Raw genomic sequence first — 24874 nt, forward strand, 5'->3', positions numbered from 1 at the left:
ACATGGCGGGTTTTTTATTGGGAGCAAGACCTTATTTGATCTTGGCTTCCTTGTACATCACGTGCTTGCGGACGACCGGATCAAATTTCTTGATTTCGATCTTGTCCGGGGTGGTGCGCTTGTTCTTGTCGGTAGTGTAAAAGTGACCAGTACCGGCAGAGGACACCAAACGAATCAATTCACGCATGGTTCTGCTCCTTAAACTTTTTCGCCGCGGGCGCGCAGCTCGGCCAGCACAACTTCGATGCCGCGCTTGTCGATGATGCGCATGCCCTTGGCAGAGGTGCGCAGACGTACGAAGCGCTTCTCCGACTCAACCCAGAAGCGGTGATGCTGCAGGTTAGGCAGAAAACGACGCTTGGTTCTGTTGTTAGCGTGGGAAACGTTGTTCCCAGTCACCGGACCCTTGCCGGTCACTTGACATACTCGAGACATGGTTAACCCTCTCCAACCACTTGCCCAACCCGAACTGGTTGGAAGCCATAAAAGAATCTGTTGTCCAGCCGGGGCAATGGAAAAGCGCTACCTGTCAGCACCTGAAATAAGGCGAAGCGGGCGCAGCCCCGAGAAGAGCGGAGCTTTATACCAAAACCCGCGCCGCGAGGCAACGCTTTTCCTTCACAGCAAACCTCGTTCGGCAAAGGATACCGGCTCGCCGTCGCCAATCACCAGATGATCGAGCACCCGTATATCCACTGTCGCCAGCGACTCGCGCAGACGTCGGGTCAACATCAGGTCGGACTGGCTGGGTTCGGCGACCCCCGACGGATGGTTGTGGGTCAGTATCAGTGCAGCGGCATTCAGCGCCAGGGCGCGCTTGACCACCTCCCGCGGATAGACGCTGGCACTGTCGAGCGTCCCCCGGAACAGCTCCTCGAAAGCGATGACCCGATGCTGGTTGTCCAGAAACAGGCAGGCGAACACCTCGTGCGGCAGACTCATCAACCGGCTGCGCAGATACGCACGTACCGCCCCGGGGGATGTCAGTGCATCGCCGCGCTGCAGGTCCTCATATAAATGCCGGCGGGCCATTTCCATCACGGCCTGCAGTTGCACAAACTTGGCCGGACCAAGCCCGGCGTGTCGGCAGAAAGACGTCAGATCAGCCTGAACCAGAGCACGCAGGCTGCCGAAGCCGGCAAGCAGATCTCGAGCCAGGTCCACGGCGCTACGGCCCGGCACACCGGTACGCAGGAAGATCGCCAGCAATTCGGCATCGGACAGCGCAGCTGCGCCCTGTTTGAGGAGTTTTTCGCGGGGTCGCTCGGACAGCGGCCAGTCAGTAATCGGCATGGGCAGAATCCTTGCAGATGCCGGCACGTACTTCCTGTTCGCGCCTGTATGCGGGAGTGGCGATTATAGGGTGTCCCGCACCGCGGCGTCGACCCGTGAAAGCAGCGCCACGGGCCTGCCCGTATGGTATCGTAGCGGGCATTCAGGCGCGCCCGGACCATGGGCGCCGGGCGGCGGGAGCGAAGCATGCAGCGGTTGTTGAACAAGCAGGTTGTGCTAGGCGTCAGTGGCGGGATCGCCGCCTACAAGAGCGCGGAACTGGTCCGCCGGCTGCGCGATGCGGGCGCCCAGGTTCGCGTGGTCATGACCCAGGCTGCCCGTGAGTTCATCACCCCCCTGACGCTGCAGGCACTCTCCGGCCACCCGGTGCATGGCGATCTGCTCGACCCCGCCGCCGAAGCAGCGATGGGACATATCGAGCTGGCGCGCTGGGCCGACCTGGTGCTGATCGCTCCTGCAACCGCCGATCTCATGGCGCGGCTGGCGCAGGGCCGTGGCGACGATCTGCTCACCACGCTCGTTCTCGCCACCGATGCCCAGATTGCCATCGCTCCGGCGATGAATCAGGCCATGTGGCGCGACCCTGCCACCCAGGCCAACCTGTCTGTACTCCTCGAGCGTGACGTGAAGGTCTTCGGCCCTGCGGCCGGCGAGCAGGCCTGCGGCGATATCGGGCCCGGCCGCATGCTCGAGCCTGCGGATATCGCGGCCCGGTCGGCCGAGTGTTTCGAGCGCGGGCTGCTGGCCGGCCGGCATGTGCTGATCAATGCGGGGCCAACGCGCGAAGCCATCGATCCGGTGCGCTACATCTCCAATCACAGTTCGGGGAAAATGGGCTTCGCCCTTGCCGCCGCCGCAGCGGAGGCCGGCGCCCGCGTGACGCTGGTAGCCGGACCGGTGCATTTGCCCACGCCCCCGCGCGTTCACCGCGTCGACGTGGTCAGCGCCCTGGACATGCTTGCTGCCTGTGAAGCCGCGCTGCCGGCGGATCTGTTCATCGCCTCCGCGGCGGTGGCCGACTACCGTCCGGTCGCCTGCGCCGAAGGCAAGCTCAAGAAGGAGCCAGGCAGCGACGCCGGGATGACGCTGGAGCTGGTGCGTAACCCGGACATCCTGGCGACCCTGGCCAGGCATCCGCAACGGCCCTGGTGCGTCGGCTTTGCTGCCGAAACCCACGATGTCCTGAGTTACGCCACGGAGAAGTTGCAGCGCAAGAACCTTGAACTGATCATCGCCAATGATGTCAGTTCGACATCAATCGGTTTCAATAGCGACGACAACGCCGTTACGCTGATCGATCGCAGCCTCACGCCACAATCGCTGCCCCAGGCGAGCAAGCAGAAGCTGGCGCGCCAGATCATTGCCTTCATTGCCGGCCAGCTGAACGCATAACAACAAGGATAGCCATGCACGCTCTCAAAGCCCGAATTCTCGACCCTAGGCTGGGTGACCAGTGGCCATTGCCGGCCTATGCCACACAAGGCTCGGCAGGCCTCGACCTGCGCGCAATGCTCGATCAGCCGCTGACGCTGGAGCCGGGGCAGACACAGCTGCTGCCAACCGGTCTGGCGATTCACATTGCCGACCCCGGGCTGGCGGCGCTGATCCTTCCGCGTTCGGGTCTGGGCCACAAGCACGGCATCGTGCTGGGCAACCTGGTCGGCCTGATCGACTCGGATTATCAGGGTGAATTGATGGTGTCGTGCTGGAACCGCGGCCAGAGTGCCTTCACGATCGAGCCGGGCGAGCGGATCGCGCAACTGGTGTTGGTCCCGGTGCTGCAGGCGCGTATCGACATCGTCGAATCATTCGACGACAGTCAGCGCGGCGCCGGCGGATTCGGCCATACTGGCAGCCACTAACAACAATACGAAGCAGGGAGGCGTTACGGAAATGAAGCTCAGGAAATCTTCCGGGGACCCGCAGTCATCCACCCTCCCCAGCACGCTCTTGCCGCTGCTGCTGGCTCTCGCCGGTATTGCTGCCGCCGCCGCGCTGATCTGGGCGGCGCTGTTCGGACCCAGCAATCAGCGTTACGAACAGGATATGGCCCAGGCCTATGCGCATCAGCAGGTCGGTGCCCTGAATCGAGTCCTGGCTCAGATCGAAGCCGATGTGCAGACGGCGGCCGCCAACCCTCAGCTGCAGGTGTCGCTGCAACAGGGGACCAGCCCGACACTGCAGCGGCTGATGCGTTACATGTACGCTGACAGTCTGGCGGTCTACGCGCACCTCCCGGGCCAGGCGCAGCCGGTAGAAGACAGCCAGGCCCCGCTCAGCTTTGCCGCACTGGACATGATCCGTCGCGCCGAGCGCGGCATGCCGGTTCCGCTGGAGGCTCATCAGATCAACAACGCGTGGAAGGTGTATGCGGTACGCCCACTGCGCGCGTCACCGAGCGCCAATATCGGCGGGACGCTGGCGGTGGTCTTCGAACTCCAGCGGCTCGAGTCCGCACTGCCGCCGTTGCCGGCCGAAGCCGGCGGCGTGACGCTCATCCAGCAATTTCCCGGCGCCCCCGAACAGCGGCTGATACAGCGCGGCAGTGGCTCCGGCGAGGCGCTTCGCCTGCCTACCGCCAATCCGGCCTGGTTCATCGAGTTCCGCCCCGGCCCAGCCCTGGTTGCCGGCCTGATCAATCCGCTCTGGCTGGCCGGCGCTGCGCTGCTGGTTCTGGCCGGGGCGCTCGCCTCGCTGCTGTGGTTGCAACGCGAGTGGACGCGCACGCTGCGGGCTGACGCCGGCACCCTCAATCAACTGACCCTGGGACACAAGGCAGCGGGCCTCAAGCTGGGCCCGCTGGAGCCAGTCGGTCAGAGCATCATGCGGCTGGCCAGTCGCAGCGGGCAGAAGGTCGGGCCCAATCCCGAGGCGACTCGCGAACCGATGGCAGCTGCCAGCAGCCCGCCCGCACCCGCCCGCACCCCGGCATTCGCCGAGCCGGAGATTCTCGATATCGATATCCTGGATGGCGAAGATCCGTTCGACATGGCCGGGAATCAGCCGCCGACGGCTGCGCCCATTCCCCAGCTTCCGGCCGAAATCTTCCGCGCCTACGACATTCGCGGCGTGGTCGGCAAAACCCTGAACGAGGAGTACCTGTACTGGCTCGGCCGCAGTATCGGTAGCGAAACCATCGCTGCAGGACAGCCGCGCATCGCTGTCGGGCGTGACGGTCGACTATCCGGTCCGGTGCTTGTCGAACAGCTCATCCGTGGACTGATGGAGTCCGGTTGTCACGTGGTGGATCTGGGCATGGTCCCGACCCCGGTCGTGTATTACGCCACCTCGACCACCGATGCCACATCTGGCGTGATGCTTACCGGCAGCCACAATCCGGCCGATTACAATGGCCTCAAGGTAGTGATAGCCGGCCAGACCCTGGCTGACGAGCGGATTCAGGCCTTGCACACCCGACTGAAGCAGAGCGATCTGAGCGAAGGCGCAGGAAGCCGCGAGCAGCTCGACCTGCTGCCGGGATACATACAGCGCATCGTCGAAGACGTCGTCCTCGCCAGACCCCTGAAAGTAGTGATCGATTGCGGCAATGGTGTAGCGGGTGTCGTCGCCCAGGCACTGTTCGAAGAGCTGGGCTGTACAGTCATTCCGCTGTATTGCGATGTTGACGGTACCTTTCCGAACCACCACCCTGACCCCGGCAAGCCGGAGAATCTGGTTGAGCTGATTGCGCACGTTCGTCAGCATGAAGCGGATATCGGTCTGGCCTTCGACGGCGACGCCGACAGGCTCGGCGTCGTGACCAGCGCCGGCGAGATGATCTATCCCGATCGCCTGTTGATGATGCTCGCCGAGGATGTCCTTACGCGTCAGCCCGGTGCCGATATCGTCTTCGACATCAAGTGCAGCCGCGGACTGCCTGCATTGATCAGCCGCATGGGCGGCCGCCCGGTGATGTGGAAATCCGGGCATTCGATGATCAAGAGCAAGATGCAGGAAACCGGCGCGCTGCTGGGCGGCGAGATGAGCGGCCACATCTTTTTCAAGGAACGCTGGTACGGTTTCGACGACGGCCTATACAGCGCCTGCCGCGTGCTGGAAATCCTCTCGGTCCAGGCACCCGGCGTATCCAGCACCGAGCTGATGGCTCAATACCCGTCGGGACTGACCACGCCGGAGATCAATGTCACTGTCGGCGAAAGCCGCAAGTTCGAGCTGATTGAAGCGCTGCGCAAGCAGGCCGACTGGGGACAGGGCAAGCTGACCGGGATCGACGGAATCCGTGTCGATTTCCCCTCGAGCTGGGGCCTGATCCGCGCCTCGAACACCACGCCGGTACTGGTACTGCGATTCGAAGCGGATAAACCTCAGGAGCTCGAGGCTGTCCAACAACTATTCCGTGATCAGCTGGCCGCCGTGGCGCCTGATCTTGAACTGACTTTCTGACCGCCAGGAGAACTTTTTACATGTTGAGCCGCGAAGCCGCCGCCCAGGTATCCCGGGTCCTGACCGAGGCGCTGCCCTATATTCAACGCTTCACCGGCAAGACCATCGTCATCAAGTACGGCGGAAACGCCATGGAAAGCGAAGAGCTGAAGAACAGCTTTGCGCGCGACATCGTGCTGATGAAGACCGTGGGCATCAACCCGGTCGTGGTGCATGGTGGCGGACCGCAGATCGGCGAGCTACTCAAGCGGTTGAACATCCAGAGCGAGTTCATCGAGGGTATGCGCGTCACCGACTCCCAGACCATGGACGTGGTCGAAATGGTGCTCGGCGGCTCGGTCAACAAGGACATCGTCAACCTGATCAACCAGGCCGGCGGTAGCGCCATCGGACTGACCGGGAAGGATGCCGGTCTGATCAAGGCACGCCGGCTGACGGTCAGTCGCCGCACGCCCGGCATGGACAAGCCGGAGATCATCGACATCGGCCAGGTCGGCGAGGTCGAGTCGGTCAACATCAAGCTGATCAATGCCCTGGTTACCGATGACTACATCCCGGTCATCGCACCCATCGGTGTGGGCAAGGATGGTGCTTCCTACAACATCAACGCCGACCTGGTCGCCGGCAAGGTCGCCGAGGCCTTGAAGGCCGAGAAGCTGATGCTGCTGACCAATATCGCCGGGCTGATGGACAAGGAAGGCACCGTGCTGACCGGATTGACCACCGCTCAGGTCGACGCGCTGATCGAGGACGGGACCATCTACGGCGGCATGCTGCCGAAGATTCGCTGCGCGCTGGACGCGGTGCAGGGCGGCGTGGGCAGCGCGATCATCGTCGACGGTCGGGTGCCCAATGCGGTACTGCTGGAGGTGTTCACCAACGCCGGCGTCGGCACACTGATCACCAATCAAAAGCCGGAATGACCATGCAGCGCGACGACTTCAGACTCTCTCACCAGCTGCGCGTGCGCTGGTCCGAGGTAGACATGCAGGGCATTGTCTTCAATGGGCACTACCTGACCTACGCGGACATCGGCATCACCGAGTACTTCCGTGCCCTGACCAGCAGCTGTGGCGGCGATACCGGGGCCAAGGGTGGCGATTTCTTTGCCGTACGCACGCTGCTGGAATACCGCTCCCCTGCGGAGAATGATGACCTGCTGGATGTGCATGTGCGCATCGCTCGGCTGGGCAATTCGAGCATGCTGTTCGTGATCGGCATTTACCGCGACGACACGTTGTTGCTGACCGGTGAGATCACTTACGTGTACGCCGACCAGCAGACCCGTCGACCGAAGCCGATTCCGGCCAGCTTCCGTCAGGCAGTGAACGCTTACGAGACCACAGCGCCGGTAGACGCTGCGCAATAACGCAACCCTGCGAGCGCGCTAGCGCGGTTGCATGTCACCGGTGAGCGCGACCAGACGGTCGCGCTGACGGGCGAATGCTGCATTGACCTCGATTATCTCGTCGCGCTTGCTGCTGATCAGGCGCTGCAGCCGCACTACTTCCGCGTCCACTTCGTTCAGCTCCGCGATGAGCCGCTCCTCGACCTTGCGGCCGGCACGCTCCTGAGCGGCCGCGCGTGCCTGCAACTCATCACGCTGGTCGCGCAACGCAGCGATATTGCCTTCGGTGGTGGTAATCAGGTTCTCGATCTGGACGATCTGCCGCTGGTGGGCGCGATCAAGGTCGCTCGGACTGCTGTAGAGGCGCAACAGTGTGGCATCAGCGGCGCGCTGACGTTCCTGATCGGCGCGCGCCTGGCGAGCGGCTTCGCGCTCCTCCGGCGTCGGTGCTGCGGGGATGACCTGCTTCACGCGGCCCTGCGCATCCAATACTTCGTACCCACGACTGACAAACTCGGCCGGCACGCGGCTATCGAGTACCGTGGTACCACGGTCGTCAACGTAGCGATACAGGTCCGCCTGCGCCAGCAACGGAACACTGCCCAACACGCCGAGACTTACCCAGTACAGCAGCTTGCGCATAACCCGGACACCCCATCCTGGAGCTTGACGCTCAAGATCTAGTTCAAATTCCGTACTGAGCCCGATACGCCTGCACCGCAGGCAGATGGTGACGCAGCTCGGCATCTTCTTCGAGGAACGCCAGGACCTGGGTAAGTGAAGCAATGCTGACGACCGGAATGCCGAAATCACGCTCGACTTCCTGAATGGCCGACAGCTCACCCTGGCCACGCTCTTCCCGATTCAACGCAATCATCACCGCAGCGGGCGTAGCGCCGGCCGCACGGATAATCTCGATGACTTCACGTACGGCGGTGCCTGCGGTGATGACATCGTCGATGATCAGCACGCGCCCCTGCAGCGGCGCCCCTACGAGAGAGCCGCCTTCACCATGATCCTTGGCTTCCTTGCGGTTGTAGCAGTAGGGCAGGTTGCGATCAAAACTCTCCGCAAGTGATACCGACGTAACGGCAGCCAGCGGAATACCTTTATAGGCGGGCCCGAAAATAACGTCCACTTCGTCGAGATCACTGTGGATGAAGGCCTGCGCATAGAAGCGCGCGAGCCGTCCCAGCGAGGTGCCGTCATTGAACAGACCGGCGTTGAAGAAGTACGGACTCTTGCGACCGGACTTGAGGGTGAATTCGCCGAAGCGCAAAACATTGCGATCGAGTGCAAAGCGAATGAACTCTCGTTGATATTCCTGCATCCCACCCTCTTCTAACAAAAAGCCCGCAAGCTCGGTTATCATACACGCTCGATTTCAGGGGAGCCATGCATGCGAATCATCAGTCTGAATGTCAACGGCGTCGAGGCTGCCGCGGCCCGGGGTCTGTTCGACTGGCTGCGCACACAGGATGCCGATGTCATCTGTCTGCAGGATATTCGCGTCACCGCTCCCGAACTGGAACAGGACCCGTACTGGATCGACGGCTACTGGCAGTACTGTTTCGAGGCGGAGGTTCCGAGCCAGGGTGGCGTGGCGATCTACACCAAGATCCAGCCCAAGGCGATCATCATGGGCCTTGGGTTCGAGCTGGCCGACCGATATGGCCGCTTCATTCAGGCCGACTTCGACAAGGTCAGCATCGGCTGCCTGCTGCTGCCCTCGGGTCGCAACGGGGATGCGGACCTGAACCAGAAATTCAAGTTCATGAACGACTTCACCGGGTACCTGAACAAGCAGCGCCGCAAGCGTCGCGAATTCATCTACTGCGGGTCACTGCACGTCGCACATCTGAAGCTGGACGTGAAGAACTGGCGCGACTGCCAGCATCAGCCAGGCTTCATGGCGCCGGAACGGGCCTGGATGGACGAGATCTTCGGCAACATGGGTTATGTCGATGCGCTGCGCGAGGTCACCCGTGAATCCGATCTGTACAGCTGGTGGCCGGACAGCGAACAGGCCCAGGATCTGAACCTGGGGCTGCGCTTTGACTACCAGTTCCTGACCCCCGGCCTGCGGCGCTTCGTCAAGAATGCGCAGATACCGCGCAAGGTCCGCTTCTCCGAGCACGCCCCGGTCATCATCGATTACGACTGGACCCTGAGCATTTAGCAGAAGCTGCAAGCTGCAAGCTGCAAGCTGCAAGCTGCAAGCTGCAAGCTACAGAGCGTGACAGGCATTGCGCGTTTTCACCTACGCAAGCTGCAGCCTGCAAGGACAGCTTGCCGCTTGGAGCTCATAGCTTGCCGCTGGCTTACTTGATGACTCGCCAGCAGAACGGGTAGCGATAGGCCTGGCCTTCGTTGGCCTTGATCGCGGCAATGATCATCAGCACCACCGCGCCAATCACCACCACCCAGATCAGCAGCATGCCGATGATGATCAGCATAAGCAGGAAGCAGATCAGTGCAGCAATGGTGACGCTGATCTGAAAGTTGAGTGCTTCCTTGCCCTGATCATCGATGAAGGGATGCTGGTCCTTCTTCAATTGCCAGACCAGCAGCGGGCCGATCAGGTTGCCGAAGGGTATGAGGCACCCGAGAAAGCCCGAAAGATGCGCCAGCAGTGCCCACTTGCGGGCGTCTGGGTCGGGCGTAATGAGTGGGGACTGCTCCAGTTCGTCTGTCATAGTGCGTTCCTGTCCGTCGGTTGGCTGTCATGAGGCCGGCATGGACGCAATCCCCGCGGCGCTCCTAGTCCTGCAGAGCCGCCGTTTGCATGGCGAACAGCTGCTCGATTCCCTGCCTGGCCAGCGCCAGCATAGCATTCAGTTCATCGCCACTGAACGGCGCCGCTTCAGCGGTGCCCTGCACTTCGATGAAACCACCCTTGTCGGTCATCACCACGTTCAGGTCGGTGTCCGCTGCCGAGTCTTCCAGATAGTCCAGATCCAGCACCGGCTCACCCTTATGGATGCCGACCGATACTGCTGCAATCATCTGCACGGCCGGGATCTTCTTGATCGACCCCCGCTTCTTCAGCACGCCCAGCGCATCGACCAGCGCGACGCAGGCGCCGGTGATGGAAGCTGTACGGGTGCCGCCGTCGGCCTGAATTACGTCGCAATCGATGTGAATGGTGTTTTCGCCGATGCTGCGCAGGTCGACCGCGGCGCGCAGGGAGCGGCCGATGAGTCGCTGGATTTCGAGCGTACGACCGCCCTGCTTGCCCTTGCTGGCCTCGCGCTGCATCCGCTCGCCCGTAGCCCGTGGCAGCATACCGTACTCGGCGGTGATCCAGCCCTGGCCGGAACCGCGCAGGAAGCGTGGAACGCCGGCCTCGACGCTGGCGGTGCAGATCACCTTGGTGTCACCGAACTCCACCAGTACCGAACCTTCGGCGTGCTTGGTGTAACCACGGGTAAGCGTCACCGGGCGCATCTGGTTGGCGTCGCGGCCGCTGGGTCGTTTGCTCATCTTGAATCCTTGTGTACTGCGTGTATGTGCCGGTCAGTATACGCGAGCAGGCCGGGCCCGGCTGTACCGCCTTGGAGTCGCGGGAGTACAATGCCATCACACGGAACCGGATAACGAGGCCAATGATGGTTTACAGCATGACCGCTTTTTCCCGCTGCGAGCTCAGCACGGACCGGGGCAACCTGGCGTGGGAAATGCGCTCGGTCAACCACCGCTACCTCGAACCCAGCCTGCGCTTGCCGGAAGCGTTCCGCGAGCTGGAAGGACCCCTGCGCGAACGGCTGCGCAAACAGCTTGCCCGCGGTAAGGTCGAGTGCACCCTGCGCTTTCATCCGGTGGTCGCCACCAGTGCCCGGCTGAACCTGAACCAGCCACTGGTCGACCAGCTTATCGCCGCCTCCCAGCAGTTGAGCCTCAACCTGGTCAACGCCGCCCCGGTCAACCCACTGGAACTGCTCGCATGGCCAGGCGTTCTGAGCAACGCTGAACCCGACGAAAGCGGTCTGATCGAACAGGCCGGAGCCCTCTTCGAGCGTGCCCTCAAGGATTTGAAGGACCAGCGTGCTCGCGAGGGCGCAGAGCTGCGCAAGCTGCTCGAAGAGCGTCTCGACGCCATTGCAGAACGCGTTGCGACGCTGCGCGAGATGATGCCGGAACTGCTGGTCGCGCATCGACAGAAGCTGATCGACCGCATCGCCGAAACCGGTCTGGACGTGGATAACCAGCGCATCGAGCAGGAAGTGGTGCTGCTGGCGCAGAAAATCGACGTAGCCGAGGAGCTCGACCGACTCGACACCCATGTCAGCGAGACCCGCCGCGTACTGGCCGGAGGCGAGGCCATGGGCCGCCGCCTGGACTTTCTGATGCAGGAATTCAACCGGGAAGCCAATACGCTCGGCTCCAAGGCGATCGATGCGCGTAGCACCCAGGCAGCGGTTGACCTGAAGGTTTACATCGAGCAGATGCGCGAGCAGGTGCAGAACATCGAGTGAGCCAGTAGGCAGTTCGCTCAGGTGGCGAACTGGCCAAGAATCGTCATGGCCTGGTCGACACTGGCGGTCAGCTGCACGGCGCTTGCACGGCTGTCACTGGCCTGCGTCTGCGTCGAACTGGCCAGGGCGCGGATTGTCTCGATATTACCGTTGATCTCGGTCGCCGCCCGGCGCTGCTGTTCGGCGGCGGCGGCGATCTGCAGATTCATCGCAGTCATGGTTCGGAATGCCTCGGTAATCCGATCGAGCTCCGCTCCCGAAGCCTTGGCGCTGTCGACGCTGTGCAGCCGGTTGCGCTCCGCCTGCTCCATGGCGACGACCGTTTCGCGCGTTGCCTCCTGCAGCGCGGCGATGGTCAGCTCCACCTGTTCGGTCGCTCTGCGGGTCCGTGCGGCCAGCGCCCGCACCTCTTCGGCCACCACAGAGAACCCCCGCCCCTGCTCCCCCGCCCGCGCCGCTTCGATGGCCGCGTTTAGCGCCAGCAGGTTGGTCTGGTCCGATACGCCCTGGATCACGTCGATAACCGCGCCGATTTCCCGACTGTAGGTTTCCAGCCGCTCTACCACGCCATGCACCGCGGTGAAGCTGGAGGACAGCTCCGAGATCGATGCAACGGTCTGATCGACCACCTGCTTGCCGAGCTTGGCGCGCTGTTCCGATGCCACAGCAGTCGCCGAGCCCGACTCGGCACTGAGCGCCACGCTGCCCGCTGCGTCGCTCATTTCAGCCATGGCGCGCACCAGGTATTCAACCTCGACCAGCTGGTCATCCATCTGCTGGGCTACACGGGTGCTGGCCGACATCGACTGACGTGATTGCTCGGAGACCGATATAACCTGCTGTTCCAGCACCACGAAGCTGCCATGAAGCTTCTCGATGATGCGATTGAACGAGCGCGCCAGCGCAGCCAGTTCGTCACGCCCCCGTACCGGCAGAGCGGCCTTGAGGTCGCCACTGCCCTCGGCGATCGCGCTCAGCCCCTGAACCACCTGATGTATGCGCCGGGTCAGACTGCGGCCGAGGGCGACACTGATCAGCACCACCAGCGCGACGATGGCCAGGGCGGCAATGATCAGCTGGTCGACCGTCCGATCGGCCTGCGCAACCAGCCGCGCCTGTTGCTCTATCAGCAAGGCGTTGACCACGTTTTCGAGTGTGGCGATGCTGTTCAACGCCATCTGGAAGTTGAGCGCGAAGGCGGCGGGGTTGGTTTCGCTGGCCAGCAGCTTTTCCTTGTCTGCGGCGATCCGTGCAGTGAGCGCCTGCAGATCATTCAGACCGGACTGCTGCTCGGGGGGTAGATCGGCCCACCCGCTGCCATCGACCTCGGCCCGCTTGAGCGCCTTTCGCAGACTGTAGCGCGAGTTGCTGAGGGCGACCTGCATCGATCCGTCGAGCAGACGTGCATAGTCCGGCGCAACATCCGCGACCGCAAGCGTCTGCACCAGAGCGTCACCCAGTGCCGGCAGCGAAGCCGACAGGCTCGCCTCGAGCGGCAGCCGCTGAAGGCTCAGGTCGCGCAGCACCTGGTAGATCCCCTGCGCACCCTGCGCATTCACGCGGATCTGTGAGAGCAGATCGGCAACGGTCGACCCCGCCTGCGACGGCTCGGCTTCATCCGTGTGGATCTCGCTCAGCGGCATGTGCTGGAAGGCGGCCCAGCGCGGGGATTCCAGCCGCTGCAGCCGCTCCTCGAGCGTGAGGAACTGGGCGTCGGTCCGCGCAATGAAGGCCTGCAGGTCCGCTTCCGTACGTGCGCTGGTCAGCTGGTAACCCAGCAGGCTGACCTCGCGCAATGACTCGCCGGCTTTGACAGCGGCCTTGTAGAAATCCACCGAGGCGGTGTATTCGCTCTCGAGGGTGCGCGTCAGCGCGCGCATGTTGTGCAGTGTAAGCAATACCTGCAGGCTAAGGCCGAGGATGCAGACAGCGATGATAAGAGTCAGGACACGCTTCATGAGAGGCTCGCAGCGACGGCCGGCAGCGCGATGTGCTCACCGGCGGAAGATTCGTGTCTCGCTCGCCTCGGTTAGCCTCGGCAAGGGACGGCCAAAGCGTATCGCTGAAATATTGCAGTGCCATTACCGAACCATGACACACCGACTCAACAAAGCTTCAGAGTCTGCTCTGCGAGCTGTCTAACCCGGGCCTTGTCCTCGTCCAGCAGCAACGCCCGCTCGGCTCGCAGCAGGGCCAGGCGGGTATGCCGCTGGGCATTGCTGCGGTAGGCGCTGCCGTATTGCGCCAGCATGCGCAGGGACTCGTGCAGCTTTACCTGCACTTCCATCGTCCCGGCAGCGTCGCGGGCGATGGGCGTGAACATTTCGTCGAACAGATCGGCCAGTTCGGTAGGTGGAACGTGAACCCTGGGGCGCTGCATCGTGCCGAGCGGACCAAGCTCTTCGCCTTCGGACCAGCAGGTCAGCACCCGCACCACGCGGCCGAGCACATCGATCGCGGTGCCCTGATCGTTGACCCCGGGTGAGAGCGCGCGCGAGGCAATATCCGACATTACCGCCATACCGTAGCGAGGGTCCTGATCGAACGAGCGCTCCTTGCCCAGGGTAAAGCACTGGTACACGTCCTTTGACACCCTCTCGCAGGGCGGCACGATCCAGGCTAGCGGCTCCGGCGGGTGCACGAAGCTTCCAGGCGGGCTGGTGATGTAAACCTGCCCCTGATTCTCGCAGGCCCACTCATCCAGGCCCTGAATATCGATATGCATCACGTAGCCCACCCGGTCCGGATACACCGGCGTCGCCTCGGCAGGGATCTGCGTGTGCGCATCGTACAATACGCTGGTACCGGCCGAGGGATGGTCCACGCGGCTGCAAATGGCTTTGACGATGGCGCCCTCGACTCGCTCGGCGGTGTCTGCCATCTGACCGAAGCTGGAAAGGTGCTCGATCCAGCGCAGCATGGTGATGGCGATTAGCGCGACGACCAGCAGACTGAAAAGAAACAGGACCAGACGGCCACGGGTACCGTAGACCTCGGTATGCAGGGCGATAATGCCCACCAGGGAAAACAGGAAAGAACCGAGGAAGGTCCCGAGCACGTTTTGCGTAGTGGTGTCCTGCATGAGCAGGCGGGTGGCACGCGGCGCAATGTTCGCGGTAGCGGAACCGTAGGCCGACACCATTACCGTCAGAGAAAAGGTAGTCACCGCGAGCATGCTGGTCGCGAGAATATTGAGAATGTCGTTAACGGCCTCGGCCCCGAGATCCATCGGCGCCTCACCCGGGTACAGTCGCTCCGCGGCAATCGCCAGCAGTGCCGCACCGACGCCCAGCAGGGCGAACAACGAAGCCCGTATCCACAAGGTGCGGCCGATCTGTGCCAACAACCACTGCCATTTCGAAATCATCTCGCCTTCCCGGTCCCGGTTCAGCTCAATAGACAGGCAAAACGCCGCCAGTGTCCATGACGAGCCAGCCGATTGACTTTATACTGCCTGCTTTTCACCGCAGGCCGTTATGCGAGATCGCTCACGATGACCCCAGCCACCGGCACGCTGTACATCATTTCCGCCCCCTCGGGCGCCGGCAAGACCAGCCTGGTCAAGGCCCTGCTCGATCAGGTCGATACCGTGCGCGTGTCGGTCTCGCACACCACGCGGCCCATGCGTCCCGGTGAAATCGATGGCGTCAATTACCACTTCACCAGCCGCGACAGCTTCCTCGAGCTGGTCGGTCACGGCGATTTCCTTGAGCATGCCGAGGTATTCGGAAACTTGTACGGCACCTCGCAAAGCACCGTGGAAAAAACCCTCGCAGAGGGCCACGACCTGATACTGGAGATCGACTGGCAGGGCGCCGAACAGGTCCGCAGGGCACTTCCGCAGGCCCGGTCGATCTTCATCCTGCCGCCGAGTCGGAAAGATCTGCGCGAGCGGCTGACCAACCGCGGCCAGGATGATTCCAGCGTGATCGACCGCCGTATGGCCGAGGCCGTCAGTGAAATGAGCCATTGCGTCGAATACGATTATCTGGTCATCAACGACTGCTTCCAGACCGCCCTGGAAGATCTCAAGGCCATTCTGCGAGCCGGTCGCCTCGACCTGGTCCGCCAGCAGGATCGTCATCGGACGCTGCTGGACGCACTCTTGTCAGAACGCGTCGCCAGCCAGTAGACTGTCAGGTCCCGCGCCCTGTTTGGAGCGCACCGATTCTCAAGAAAGTTTCCGGAGTACACCCATGGCTCGCGTCACCGTTGAAGACTGCCTGGATAACGTAGAAAACCGTTTCGAGCTGGTCATGCTGGCCACCAAGCGTTCGCGTCAGATCGCCACCGGCGGCAAGGACCCGAAAGTCGCCTGGGAAAATGACAAGCCTACCGTGGTCGCCCTGCGTGAAATCGCTGCCGGCCTGGTGACCAACGAGATTCTCGCCCAGGAAGCCATTCAGGATCAGCAAGAGCCGCTGTACTCGCTGGAATCCGATCTGGCGGAGTAAGGGCTTGCGCAGGACGTGCATGCCGAAGGTGATGGCCCGTTCCGCCGGGCGCAGGAGCCTTGCATGTCTGCTATAGAAGTATTCGCCGAGCGACTCGGCAGCTATCTCGAACCGGATCAGGTGAACCTGGTCCGGCGCGCCTATTTCTACGCCGAGCAGGCCCACGACGGCCAGACCCGGCGCAGCGGCGAACCCTACGTTACCCATCCGCTAGCCGTAGCCGGCATCCTCGCCGGCATGCACATGGATCATCAGAGCCTGATGGCTGCCATGCTGCACGATGTCATTGAAGACACCGGCATACCCAAGGACGCACTGGTTACGCAGTTTGGCGACACGGTTGCCGAACTGGTCGACGGGGTCAGCAAGCTTACGCAGATGACCTTCGAGACCAAGGCCGAGGCGCAAGCGGAAAACTTCCAGAAAATGGCACTGGCCATGGCCCGCGACATTCGCGTGATTCTTGTCAAGCTGGCCGACCGGCTGCACAACATGCGTACGCTGGGCGCGCTGTCTGGCGAGAAGCGCCGGCGTATCGCCAAGGAAACGCTGGAGATCTACGCCCCCATCGCCAACCGCCTGGGCATGCACAGTCTGAGCGTCGAGTTCGAAGACCTCGGCTTCAAGGCGATGTATCCGATGCGCGCCCAGCTGATCGACCGCGCGGTACGCAGCGCGCGCGGCAATCGCAAGGAGCTGCTGAGCAAGATTCTCGACTCGCTGCAGAACCGGCTGGAGCGCGAAGGTATTCCCGGGCGGGTGATCGGACGAGAGAAGCACCTGTACGGCATCTATCAGAAGATGCGCGGCAAGCGCAAATCCTTCAACGAGATCATGGACGTCTACGCGTTCCGCATCATCGTCGAGAAGGCCGATACCTGCTACCGCGCGCTCGGCGCCGTTCACAGTCTGTACAAGCCCTTCCCCGGGCGCTTCAAGGACTACATCGCGATCCCCAAAGCCAACGGCTATCAGTCGCTGCATACCACCCTGTTCGGCATGCATGGCGTTCCGATCGAGATCCAGATTCGCACCGAAGAGATGGAAGAGCTTGCCAATAACGGCATTGCCGCGCATTGGGTATACAAGTCCAAGGAAGAGGTGATCAACGGCAACCATGCCCGCACGCGCCAGTGGCTGAAAAGCGTACTGGAGCTGCAGCAAAGGGCGGGCAACTCGCTGGAGTTCATCGAGAACGTCAAGATCGACCTGTTCCCCGACGAAGTCTACATTTTCACCCCAAAGGGACGGATCATGGAGCTGCCCAAGGGCTCCACTCCGGTGGACTTCGCCTATGCCGTGCATACGGACGTGGGCAACAGTTGCATTGCCTGCCGCGTCAACCGTCGGCTGGCGCCGCTATCGGAACCCCTGCAGAGCGGGCAGACCGTCGAGATCATCACTGCCCCGGGCGCGCGCCCCAACCCCGCCTGGCTGAGCTTCGTCATCACCGGCAAGGCCCGCAGCAACATTCGCCACTTCCTCAAGCATCAGCGTCATTCCGAGTCCATCGCCCTGGGCGAGCGTCTGCTGGAGAAGGTTCTGGCCAGCTTCGACACCACACTGTCGGATATACCGCCGGCCCGCCTGCGCCGCGTTCTGGAAGATTGCGGGATGGACAATCTGGAAGAACTGCTCGCCGACATCGGGCTGGGCAACCGCATGGCCTACGTGGTCGCCCGGCGCCTGCTGATCAGCGAAGGAAGCAACGAAACCGAAGCGGCCAAGGTCGCCGAGCCGGACGAGGCGCAGATTCGTGAAATGCCCCTGGCCATTCGCGGCACCGAGGGGCTGGTCGTCAGTTTCGCGCGTTGCTGCAACCCGATTCCAGGCGACCCGATCGTCGGCTATCTCTCCTCGGGCAAGGGCATGGTCATCCACCAGGAGAACTGCAACAACCTGGCCGAAAGCCGTCACAGTGAAGAGAAGATCCTGCATCTGACCTGGGACAAGGACGTCACCGGCGAATTTACCGTCGAGCTTCGCGTGGAGCTCGAGCACGCGCGTGGCATCATCGCGCAACTCGCCACCGGCATCACCATGGCCGACGCCAGCATCGACAAGATCAGCGTCGACGAGCGCGATGGCCGCACCAGCGTGGTTCAGCTGGTGGTCCGGGTCCGCGACCGCCTGCACCTGTCCCAACTTATCAAGCGTATCCGCGTGCTCAGCGGCGTGCTGCGCATCACGCGTCTGAAAAACTGATCCGATCCGGAGCAAACATGAACAAGCAAGTCATCACCAGCGACCACGCACCGGCCGCAATAGGCACCTATTCCCAGGCCATCAAGGTCGGCAATACGGTTTATCTGTCTGGTCAGATCCCGCTGGACCCGGCCACCATGGAAGTGGTCGACGGCATGGAACAGCAGATCTGCCGCGTGTTCGACAACCTTCAGGCCGTTGCCGAGGCGGCTGGCGGATCCCTGCAGGATATCGTCAAATTGAACATCTTCCTCACCGACCTTGCCCACTTCGGCCTGGTCAATGAAGTCATGGCTCGCTATTTCAAGCAGCCCTACCCGGCCCGCGCAGCGATCGGCGTGGCTTCGCTGCCCAAGGGCGTGCCGGTGGAGATGGACGGCATCATGGTGGTTGGCTGAGGCTACCAGAGGCGCCTGCAAGGCGCCTCGTTCGCCAGCCTGCCTCATTCGGTGAGATAGGCTTCCATGGTGATGTCTGCATTCAACAGTTTCGACACCGGGCAACCCGCCTTGGCCTTGTTGGCGATCTCGGTGAATGTCGCCTCATCAAGGTTGGGCACATGCGCCTGGACGTCAAGGTGTACCGCAGTGATGGCGAAACCATCTTCCTGCTTCTCCAGCGACACTTCGGCCGTCGTGGCGATCCTGCTGGGTGTAAAGCCTTCCTGCCCGAGCAGCATGGAAAACGCCATCGAGAAGCATGCGGCATGCGCAGCGCCGATCAGCTCTTCGGGGTTGGTGCCGGGTCCGTCTTCGAACCGAGTGTTGAAGCCATAGGGTGAACTGTCCAGCACGCCGCTTTCGGTCGTGATGGTGCCCGAGCCTTCCTTGACCGTACCTTCCCATTCAGCTGAGCCAGTCTTTTTCATCGTCGCGTCCTCCAGTGGTTCGAGATCGGTGGACAACGCCAGGCGCCGAAGATCACCACTGCTTCCTCAGGCTTCGCTCAACATGGCCGCGTAACCTTCCCGGTAGCTCGGATAGCCAGGCACCCAGCCGGTCTCCCGCGCCAGCGCGTTGCTGCAGCGCTTACTCCCGGTTCGACCAATGCCGGGGCCCTCTGCAGCCAGTGTGGTGCCGAGCTGTTCGGCCAGCCAGCTACAGACCTCGTGAAGCGGAGCCGGCTCGTCGTCCACGCCCAGATAACAGGGCGCCAGCAGTTCGTGCTGGTCGGCCTGCACCAGCAGATGCTGCAGCAACCCGGCAGCGTCATCGCGATGAATCCGGTTGGTGTACTGCACCGGATCGGCGGGCACGGCTACACCGGCGCGCACCTGCTCGATCAGCCGGTTGCGCCCGGGGCCGTAGATCCCCGCCAGACGCACCACCGACGCGGGAATGCCACTGCGCAGCGCCACGTCCTCCGCTTCGATAAGCGCCCGGGCGGTATCCGAGTCGGCCAGTGCCGGGCTGTTCTCGGTCACCCACTCACCCTGGCTTTGCGCGTACACACCAGTACTGGATATCTGCAACAGGTGCCGGGGTTGCTGGCGGCGCTCGGCCATCCAGCCGACGACCCTGCGCAAACCGTCCACATACAGCGCGCGGTAAAGCTCGGCATCGCGCTTGCCTGCTGCGGGGCAATAGACCAGATAATCGATCTTGCGCGGCCAGTCGGCGGGGCAGTCATCGGTGAGAAGGTCCCCGGTCAGGGGCTGCACACCCTCGGGCAACCGCGAGGTATCACGGCGCATGCCGTATACCGTCCAACCCTGTGCCATGAGCCGCTCGGCCAGCGCGCCGCCAAGGTCGCCGCATCCGGCAATCACAACCTGTCTCATTCGATTGTTTTCCTCTATCGATCAACCCGCTATGCTTGGCTTGAATACATTGTGGACTCAGTATAAGCCATGACCCTCACCGAACTGCGCTACATCGTTACTCTGGCTCAGGAACAACATTTCGGCCATGCCGCCGAGCGTTGCCACGTATCGCAGCCCACGCTCAGCGTCGGCGTCAAGAAGCTGGAAGATGAGCTCGGCGTGATGATCTTCGAGCGCAGCAAAAGCGCGGTGCGGGTCACGCCCATCGGCGAGCGGATCGTTACGCAGGCGCAGCGGGTGCTGGAGGAGGCGTCAGCCATTCGCGAGCTGGCCAGTTCCGGGAAGAACCAGCTCTCGGCGCCATTGAAGGTCGGCGCCATCTATACCATTGGGCCGTACCTGTTTCCGCATCTGGTGCCTCAGTTGCATCGTGTCGCACCGGAAATGCCGTTGTACATCGAGGAGAACTTCACCCATGTGCTGCGCGACAAGCTGCGCAACGGCGAGCTCGACGCAATCATCGTGGCCCTGCCGTTCAACGAGCCGGACGTATTGACCAAGCCGCTGTACGACGAGCCCTTCAGCCTGCTGGTACCGGCCAGCCACCCCTGGGCCAGCCGCGAGACGGTGACACTCGATGAGCTGGACGACAGCAAGCTGTTGCTGCTGGGTGAAGGTCACTGCTTCCGTGATCAGGTGCTCGAAGCCTGCCCGAGCATCCGCAAGGGCGATGAACAGCACAAGCACACCACAGTGGAATCCAGTTCGCTGGAAACCATTCGGCACATGGTGGCCTCAGGCATCGGCATGACCGTGTTGCCGATGTCGGCCGCCGATGATCGCTACTACAGCTCCGATCTGCTGGTCACCAAGCAGTTCACCTCGCCGGTGCCCTACCGCACCGTGGCCATTGCCTGGCGAGCCAGCTTCCCGCGCCCCAAGGCGGTCGAAATCCTCAGCGATTCGATCCGCCTGTGCTCGATCAGCCAGCCGCCGCAAGCTGCCAGGTAACGATGCCGCCTCGCTCCGAGCGCACCGGCCTCACCGTCATCAAGGGCGTCGGCCCGGCGCTCGCCGACAAGCTCGAACGGCTGGGGCTGCGCAGCGTGGAAGATGTCCTGTTTCATCTCCCGTTGCGTTATCAGGACCGCACCCGCGTGACCCCCATCGGCGCCCTGCGGCCCGGCATGGACGCTGTAGTCGAGGGCGTCGTCCAGGCCGCCGACGTAGTCATGGGACGGCGACGCAGCCTGCTGTGTCGGCTGCAGGACGGCACGGGCACGCTGAGCCTGCGTTTCTACCATTTTTCCGCTGCCCTCAAGGCCAGCCTGCAACGCGGCACTCATCTGCGCTGCTACGGCGAAGTGCGCCCCGGGGCGTCGGGGCTGGAAATCTACCACCCCGAGATGCAGAACCTGGAGAGCGGGCAGACCGCCCCGGTTGCCGACACGCTGACGCCGATCTACCCGGCCACAGAGGGTCTGTCGCAGTTACGCCTGCGCAGTCTCAGCGAAGCGGCACTGCAGTGGCTGGCATCGGGCAACAGCCTGACTGAACTGCTACCGCCCGACATAGCGACCGCCCATGACCTGGCGCCACTGCGTGAGGCCATCCGCACACTGCACCGGCCACCGCCCGATGTAGACCTCGAGGCCCTGCAGGACGGTCGCCACTGGGCCCAGCACCGCCTGGCGTTCGAAGAGCTGATGGCTCACCAGTTGGCGATGCTGCGCCTGCGTGCGCAGGTCCGCTCGCGCCGTGCCCCGGTCATGACGGCCAGCGGCGCGCTTGCCAGACAGTTTGTCGAGCAACTCGGTTTTCCGCTGACCGGCGCACAGCGCCGTGTAGCCGATGACGTGGTACGCGATCTACACCAGCCGCGTCCGATGTTGCGACTGGTGCAGGGCGATGTCGGCGCGGGCAAGACCGTGGTCGCCGCACTCGCTGCGCTGCAGGCGCTGGAAGCGGGCTGGCAGGTTGCGCTGATGGCGCCCACCGAAATCCTTGCCGAGCAGCATTTCATCAACTTCCAGCGCTGGTTCGCACCGCTGGGCATTTCCGTTGCCTGGATGGCCGGCAAGCTCAAGGGCAAGGCGCGGGCCAACCAGCTGCAGCTCATCGGCACTGGTGATGCGGCGATGGTGGTCGGCACCCATGCACTGTTTCAGGACGAGGTGCGGTTCCACAATCTGGGGCTGGCGATCATCGACGAGCAGCACCGCTTTGGTGTGCAGCAGCGGCTGGCCCTGCGTGACAAGGGCGCAGCCGGGCAATTCTCCCCGCACCAGTTGATCATGACCGCCACGCCGATACCGCGCACGCTGGCGATGAGCGCCTATGCCGATCTGGATACCTCGGTACTCGACGAGCTGCCGCCAGGCCGGACGCCGATCAACACCGTGCTGATCTCCGACAGTCGACGCGAGGAGGTGGTCGAGCGCGTGCGGGCCGGCTGTGCCGAAGGCCGACAGGCCTATTGGGTCTGTACGCTGATCGAGGAATCCGAGCAGCTGCAGGCGCAGGCAGCCGAAGTCAGCTGGGCCGCGCTGTGCGAAAGTCTGCCGGAGTTGTCCATCGGCATGATTCATGGCCGCATGAAACCGGCTGAGAAGGCCGAGATCATGGCCGCCTTCAAGGCTGGCGACCTGCACCTGCTGGTTGCCACCACTGTGATCGAGGTCGGCGTGGACGTGCCCAACGCCAGCCTGATGATCATCGAGAACCCCGAACGCCTGGGCCTGGCGCAGCTGCACCAACTCCGTGGCCGGGTCGGACGGGGTAGCACCGCAAGCCACTGTGTACTGCTCTATCACGCCCCGCTGTCAGCGCTTGGGCGCGAGCGCCTGGGCATCATGCGTGAAAGCTCGGACGGTTTCGTCATCGCCGAAAAGGATCTGGAATTGCGAGGCCCCGGCGAGGTGCTCGGCACCCGTCAGACCGGGCTGGTCCAGTTTCGCGTAGCGGATCTGGTGCGCGACGCGGATCTGCTGCCGGAAGTGCAGGACGCAGCCAAACGTCTGGCGCGGGAGTATCCGGGGCATGTTCAGCCGCTTATCGACCGATGGTTGGCTCACGGGCAGCAATTCGCGCAAGTCTGACCCGCTTCGTCGCGGAGGCCATGCTAAGATCAGCGAAAAATCCTGTAGCGGCTTTTGACAGCCCGACCAGAAGGAACTCGCCGATGAACACGCTCCCTGCCAATGACGCCGGTCACGACAGCCTCCCCGACTCGATCGAGAAGCTTCTGCAACAGCAGGGCATCCGCTATCACCTGCGCCAGGCCGACCAGCTCGGACCACTGGCGCAGCAGGTTCAGGCCTGCCTGCTCGGCGATAGCGTCGGCATGCTGCTGGCGCTGTTCCCGCGCGATCATCTGCTCGACCTCAAGCGAATTGGCGAGTTGCTCGGTCGCGAGCTCGAGCCGGTGCGCATGGCGCAGGCCGAACGCATTCTCGCCAAGCACGAGATGACCAGCGTTCCGGGTCTTCCGCTGGTGTTCGGCTCGCCATGCGTGTTCGAGCAGCAGTTGCTCGAACACAACCGGTTATGGGTCGACAGCGGGCTGCCGGGCCTGTACCTGGAGCTTGAAGGGGACGACATCGGCGCACTGATTTCCAAAGCCAGCTCCGGACGCTTCGCTGTGCCGTTGAGCAGTCTTGAGCCTCTGCCAACCGACCCGGAGCAGGACCGCAGCAACATCAGCGACGCAGTGAAAAACTTCACGGCTCTGCGCATGCGCCAGCGCCTGGAAGAGACCATCGAGATCCCGCCGCTGCCGGAAACCGCACAGAAGGTGATGAAGCTGCGGGTGGACGCAGATGCGACGATCGAGCAACTGGCGGATGTGGTCGAGACCGACCCCAGCCTGGCCGCCCAGGTGGTTAGCTGGGCCTCGTCACCGTATTACGCTGCTCCCGGCAAGATCCGCTCGGTGGAAGACGCCATCGGTCGTGTGCTGGGATTCGATCTGGTGATCAATCTGGCCGTCGGCCTGGCTCTGGGCAAGACCTTCAGTCTGCCCAAGGACACCGCCGAAGGCAGCACCCAATACTGGGAACAGGCTATCTACAGTGCCGCGGTCATCGAAGGGCTTGCCAAGGCCATGCCCCGCGACAAGCGGCCCGAACTGGGCCTGAACTATCTTGCCGGCCTCCTGCACAATTTCGGATATCTGGTGCTGGCGTACATCTTCCCGCCCTACTTCAAGCTGATCTGTCGGCACGTGGAAGCCAACCCGCATGTACCTTCTCATCTGATCGAGCAACACCTGCTCGGCGTGACCCGCGATCAGATCGGCAGCTGGCTGATGCGTTACTGGGATATGCCTGCTGAGGTGTCGACCGCGATCCGCTATCAGCACGAACCGGCCTACAAGGGCGACCTGCACGTGTATGCCAACATGGTTTATCTGACCCTGGCCCTGCTGCGCGAGCGCGACATTGGCAGCGGACCGCAAATGCCGATACCCGACGAGCTGCTCGAGCGGTTGCATCTGTCGCGCGAGGCGGCGGCGAAAGCGGCTGACAAGGTATTGGACGCGCGAGACGCGCTACGCGTGCTGGTGCACGAATTCAAACACGGCTGGAAATGACGGAAGTCGCACCGGAGGCCTGAATCGGCCTCCGGCCGGCGGGCTCAATTGACCGAGTCGCGGAGGCTCTTGCCCGGTTTGAAGGAAACGGTATTGCTGGCCTTGATCTGCACCGGATCGCCGGTCTGCGGATTTTTCCCGGTGCGGGCGCCGCGATGGCGTTGCAGGAAGGTGCCAAACCCGACGAGGGTCACGGTGTCCTTGCGGCTGAGAGCCTGAGTGATTTCATCCAGTACGGCGTTGAGCACACGGTTGGCCTGGTCTTTACTCAGGTCGGCCTTGTCGGCGATCGCCGCGGCGAGATCCGGTTTACGCATATTGAAGCCTCATTGTCTGTTGTTT

At 62.8% G+C, this 24874-nt stretch carries 26 protein-coding genes; 14 read left to right on the top strand and 12 right to left on the bottom strand.

The genetic code is table 11. The features are described 5' to 3' along the window. Positions 1-31: 31 nt before the first annotated feature. From rpmG to radC, 3 genes are all read right to left on the bottom strand, one after another. On the bottom strand, positions 32-187 hold the full coding sequence (gene rpmG / locus KEM63_RS16370) for a 50S ribosomal protein L33 (protein WP_003464575.1): 156 nt from the start codon (positions 185-187) through the stop codon (positions 32-34). Positions 188-198: 11 nt separating this feature from the next. Then, positions 199-435 (bottom strand): 50S ribosomal protein L28, encoded by a 237-nt coding sequence (gene rpmB / locus KEM63_RS16375; RefSeq protein ID WP_093395975.1) that lies wholly within the window; start codon positions 433-435, stop codon positions 199-201. A gap of 183 nt (positions 436-618) precedes the next feature. After that, positions 619-1293: a RadC family protein gene (gene radC / locus KEM63_RS16380; RefSeq protein WP_223653553.1), complete on the bottom strand. Its 675-nt coding sequence runs from the start codon at positions 1291-1293 to the stop codon at positions 619-621. Positions 1294-1479: 186 nt separating this feature from the next. Here radC and coaBC point away from each other — a divergent pair, with 186 nt between their 5' ends. From coaBC to KEM63_RS16405, 5 genes are read left to right on the top strand one after another with little or no spacing between them, the layout of a single operon-like run. After that, a complete protein-coding gene (gene coaBC, locus KEM63_RS16385) occupies positions 1480-2685 on the top strand; it encodes a bifunctional phosphopantothenoylcysteine decarboxylase/phosphopantothenate--cysteine ligase CoaBC (RefSeq protein ID WP_223653555.1) in 1206 nt (401 codons plus the stop codon). 14 nt (positions 2686-2699) lie between these two features. Beyond that, complete coding sequence (gene dut, locus KEM63_RS16390) at positions 2700-3155, top strand: dUTP diphosphatase (protein ID WP_223653564.1); 456 nt, start codon at positions 2700-2702, stop codon at positions 3153-3155. Between the two features lie 31 nt (positions 3156-3186). Further along, a complete protein-coding gene (locus tag KEM63_RS16970; RefSeq protein ID WP_279346807.1) occupies positions 3187-5697 on the top strand; it encodes a phosphomannomutase/phosphoglucomutase in 2511 nt (836 codons plus the stop codon). Positions 5698-5717: 20 nt separating this feature from the next. After that, entirely contained in the window at positions 5718-6620 is a 903-nt protein-coding gene (gene argB / locus KEM63_RS16400) for an acetylglutamate kinase (RefSeq protein WP_223653572.1), read from the top strand. 2 nt (positions 6621-6622) lie between these two features. Then, positions 6623-7066, top strand: a complete 444-nt coding sequence (locus KEM63_RS16405; protein ID WP_223653574.1) for an acyl-CoA thioesterase — start codon at positions 6623-6625, stop codon at positions 7064-7066. An 18-nt stretch (positions 7067-7084) separates the two neighbouring features. Here the strand turns inward: KEM63_RS16405 and KEM63_RS16410 are convergent, their stop codons facing one another. Both KEM63_RS16410 and pyrE read right to left on the bottom strand, forming a co-directional pair. Next, positions 7085-7687: a DUF4124 domain-containing protein gene (locus tag KEM63_RS16410; protein ID WP_223653577.1), complete on the bottom strand. Its 603-nt coding sequence runs from the start codon at positions 7685-7687 to the stop codon at positions 7085-7087. Positions 7688-7730: 43 nt separating this feature from the next. Then, on the bottom strand, positions 7731-8375 hold the full coding sequence (gene pyrE, locus KEM63_RS16415; protein ID WP_223653579.1) for an orotate phosphoribosyltransferase: 645 nt from the start codon (positions 8373-8375) through the stop codon (positions 7731-7733). Positions 8376-8444: 69 nt separating this feature from the next. On the opposite strand from pyrE, the gene KEM63_RS16420 reads away from it, so the two are divergent. After that, entirely contained in the window at positions 8445-9224 is a 780-nt protein-coding gene (locus KEM63_RS16420; protein ID WP_223653581.1) for an exodeoxyribonuclease III, read from the top strand. A gap of 142 nt (positions 9225-9366) precedes the next feature. Here the strand turns inward: KEM63_RS16420 and KEM63_RS16425 are convergent, their stop codons facing one another. Further along, a complete protein-coding gene (locus tag KEM63_RS16425) occupies positions 9367-9741 on the bottom strand; it encodes a DUF4870 domain-containing protein (RefSeq protein WP_223653583.1) in 375 nt (124 codons plus the stop codon). A 64-nt stretch (positions 9742-9805) separates the two neighbouring features. Beyond that, entirely contained in the window at positions 9806-10528 is a 723-nt protein-coding gene (gene rph, locus KEM63_RS16430; RefSeq protein WP_223653584.1) for a ribonuclease PH, read from the bottom strand. Positions 10529-10653: 125 nt separating this feature from the next. Between rph and KEM63_RS16435 the strand changes: the two genes are divergently transcribed. Further along, positions 10654-11520, top strand: a complete 867-nt coding sequence (locus KEM63_RS16435; protein ID WP_223655902.1) for a YicC/YloC family endoribonuclease — start codon at positions 10654-10656, stop codon at positions 11518-11520. A gap of 17 nt (positions 11521-11537) precedes the next feature. Here KEM63_RS16435 and KEM63_RS16440 read toward each other — a convergent pair whose 3' ends face one another. Both KEM63_RS16440 and KEM63_RS16445 read right to left on the bottom strand, forming a co-directional pair. After that, complete coding sequence (locus tag KEM63_RS16440; protein ID WP_223653586.1) at positions 11538-13478, bottom strand: methyl-accepting chemotaxis protein; 1941 nt, start codon at positions 13476-13478, stop codon at positions 11538-11540. Between the two features lie 146 nt (positions 13479-13624). Further along, positions 13625-14887 (bottom strand): DUF2254 domain-containing protein, encoded by a 1263-nt coding sequence (locus KEM63_RS16445; protein WP_223653588.1) that lies wholly within the window; start codon positions 14885-14887, stop codon positions 13625-13627. 126 nt (positions 14888-15013) lie between these two features. Here KEM63_RS16445 and gmk point away from each other — a divergent pair, with 126 nt between their 5' ends. From gmk to KEM63_RS16465, 4 genes are all read left to right on the top strand, one after another. Further along, positions 15014-15652: a guanylate kinase gene (gene gmk / locus KEM63_RS16450; RefSeq protein WP_223653590.1), complete on the top strand. Its 639-nt coding sequence runs from the start codon at positions 15014-15016 to the stop codon at positions 15650-15652. A gap of 64 nt (positions 15653-15716) precedes the next feature. Then, the gene (gene rpoZ / locus KEM63_RS16455) at positions 15717-15974 is read left to right on the top strand and encodes a DNA-directed RNA polymerase subunit omega (RefSeq protein ID WP_223653592.1); all 258 of its coding nucleotides are present in this window, start codon (positions 15717-15719) and stop codon (positions 15972-15974) included. 63 nt (positions 15975-16037) lie between these two features. Next, entirely contained in the window at positions 16038-18179 is a 2142-nt protein-coding gene (gene spoT, locus KEM63_RS16460) for a bifunctional GTP diphosphokinase/guanosine-3',5'-bis pyrophosphate 3'-pyrophosphohydrolase (RefSeq protein ID WP_223653594.1), read from the top strand. A 17-nt stretch (positions 18180-18196) separates the two neighbouring features. Further along, positions 18197-18577 carry a RidA family protein gene (locus KEM63_RS16465; RefSeq protein WP_223653596.1) on the top strand — a complete coding sequence of 127 codons (381 nt, stop codon included), beginning with the start codon at positions 18197-18199 and terminating at the stop codon, positions 18575-18577. A gap of 44 nt (positions 18578-18621) precedes the next feature. Here the strand turns inward: KEM63_RS16465 and KEM63_RS16470 are convergent, their stop codons facing one another. Both KEM63_RS16470 and KEM63_RS16475 read right to left on the bottom strand, forming a co-directional pair. Then, positions 18622-19047: an OsmC family protein gene (locus KEM63_RS16470; protein ID WP_223653598.1), complete on the bottom strand. Its 426-nt coding sequence runs from the start codon at positions 19045-19047 to the stop codon at positions 18622-18624. A 66-nt stretch (positions 19048-19113) separates the two neighbouring features. After that, positions 19114-19959: an SDR family oxidoreductase gene (locus tag KEM63_RS16475; protein WP_223653600.1), complete on the bottom strand. Its 846-nt coding sequence runs from the start codon at positions 19957-19959 to the stop codon at positions 19114-19116. A gap of 69 nt (positions 19960-20028) precedes the next feature. Between KEM63_RS16475 and KEM63_RS16480 the strand changes: the two genes are divergently transcribed. The 3 genes from KEM63_RS16480 to KEM63_RS16490 all read left to right on the top strand — a co-directional run bounded on the left by KEM63_RS16480 (position 20029) and on the right by KEM63_RS16490 (position 24532). After that, positions 20029-20952, top strand: a complete 924-nt coding sequence (locus KEM63_RS16480; RefSeq protein ID WP_223653602.1) for a hydrogen peroxide-inducible genes activator — start codon at positions 20029-20031, stop codon at positions 20950-20952. A 2-nt stretch (positions 20953-20954) separates the two neighbouring features. After that, positions 20955-23039, top strand: a complete 2085-nt coding sequence (gene recG / locus KEM63_RS16485; protein WP_223653604.1) for an ATP-dependent DNA helicase RecG — start codon at positions 20955-20957, stop codon at positions 23037-23039. 83 nt (positions 23040-23122) lie between these two features. Next, positions 23123-24532, top strand: coding sequence for an aminoacyl-tRNA deacylase and HDOD domain-containing protein (locus KEM63_RS16490; RefSeq protein WP_223653606.1), 1410 nt, complete (start codon positions 23123-23125; stop codon positions 24530-24532). A 44-nt stretch (positions 24533-24576) separates the two neighbouring features. Here the strand turns inward: KEM63_RS16490 and KEM63_RS16495 are convergent, their stop codons facing one another. After that, a complete protein-coding gene (locus KEM63_RS16495; RefSeq protein WP_093396045.1) occupies positions 24577-24849 on the bottom strand; it encodes an HU family DNA-binding protein in 273 nt (90 codons plus the stop codon). Positions 24850-24874 lie beyond the last annotated feature (25 nt).

It is taken from the genome of Halopseudomonas nanhaiensis, from assembly GCF_020025155.1.
In the GTDB taxonomy this organism is placed as follows: domain Bacteria; phylum Pseudomonadota; class Gammaproteobacteria; order Pseudomonadales; family Pseudomonadaceae; genus Halopseudomonas; species Halopseudomonas nanhaiensis.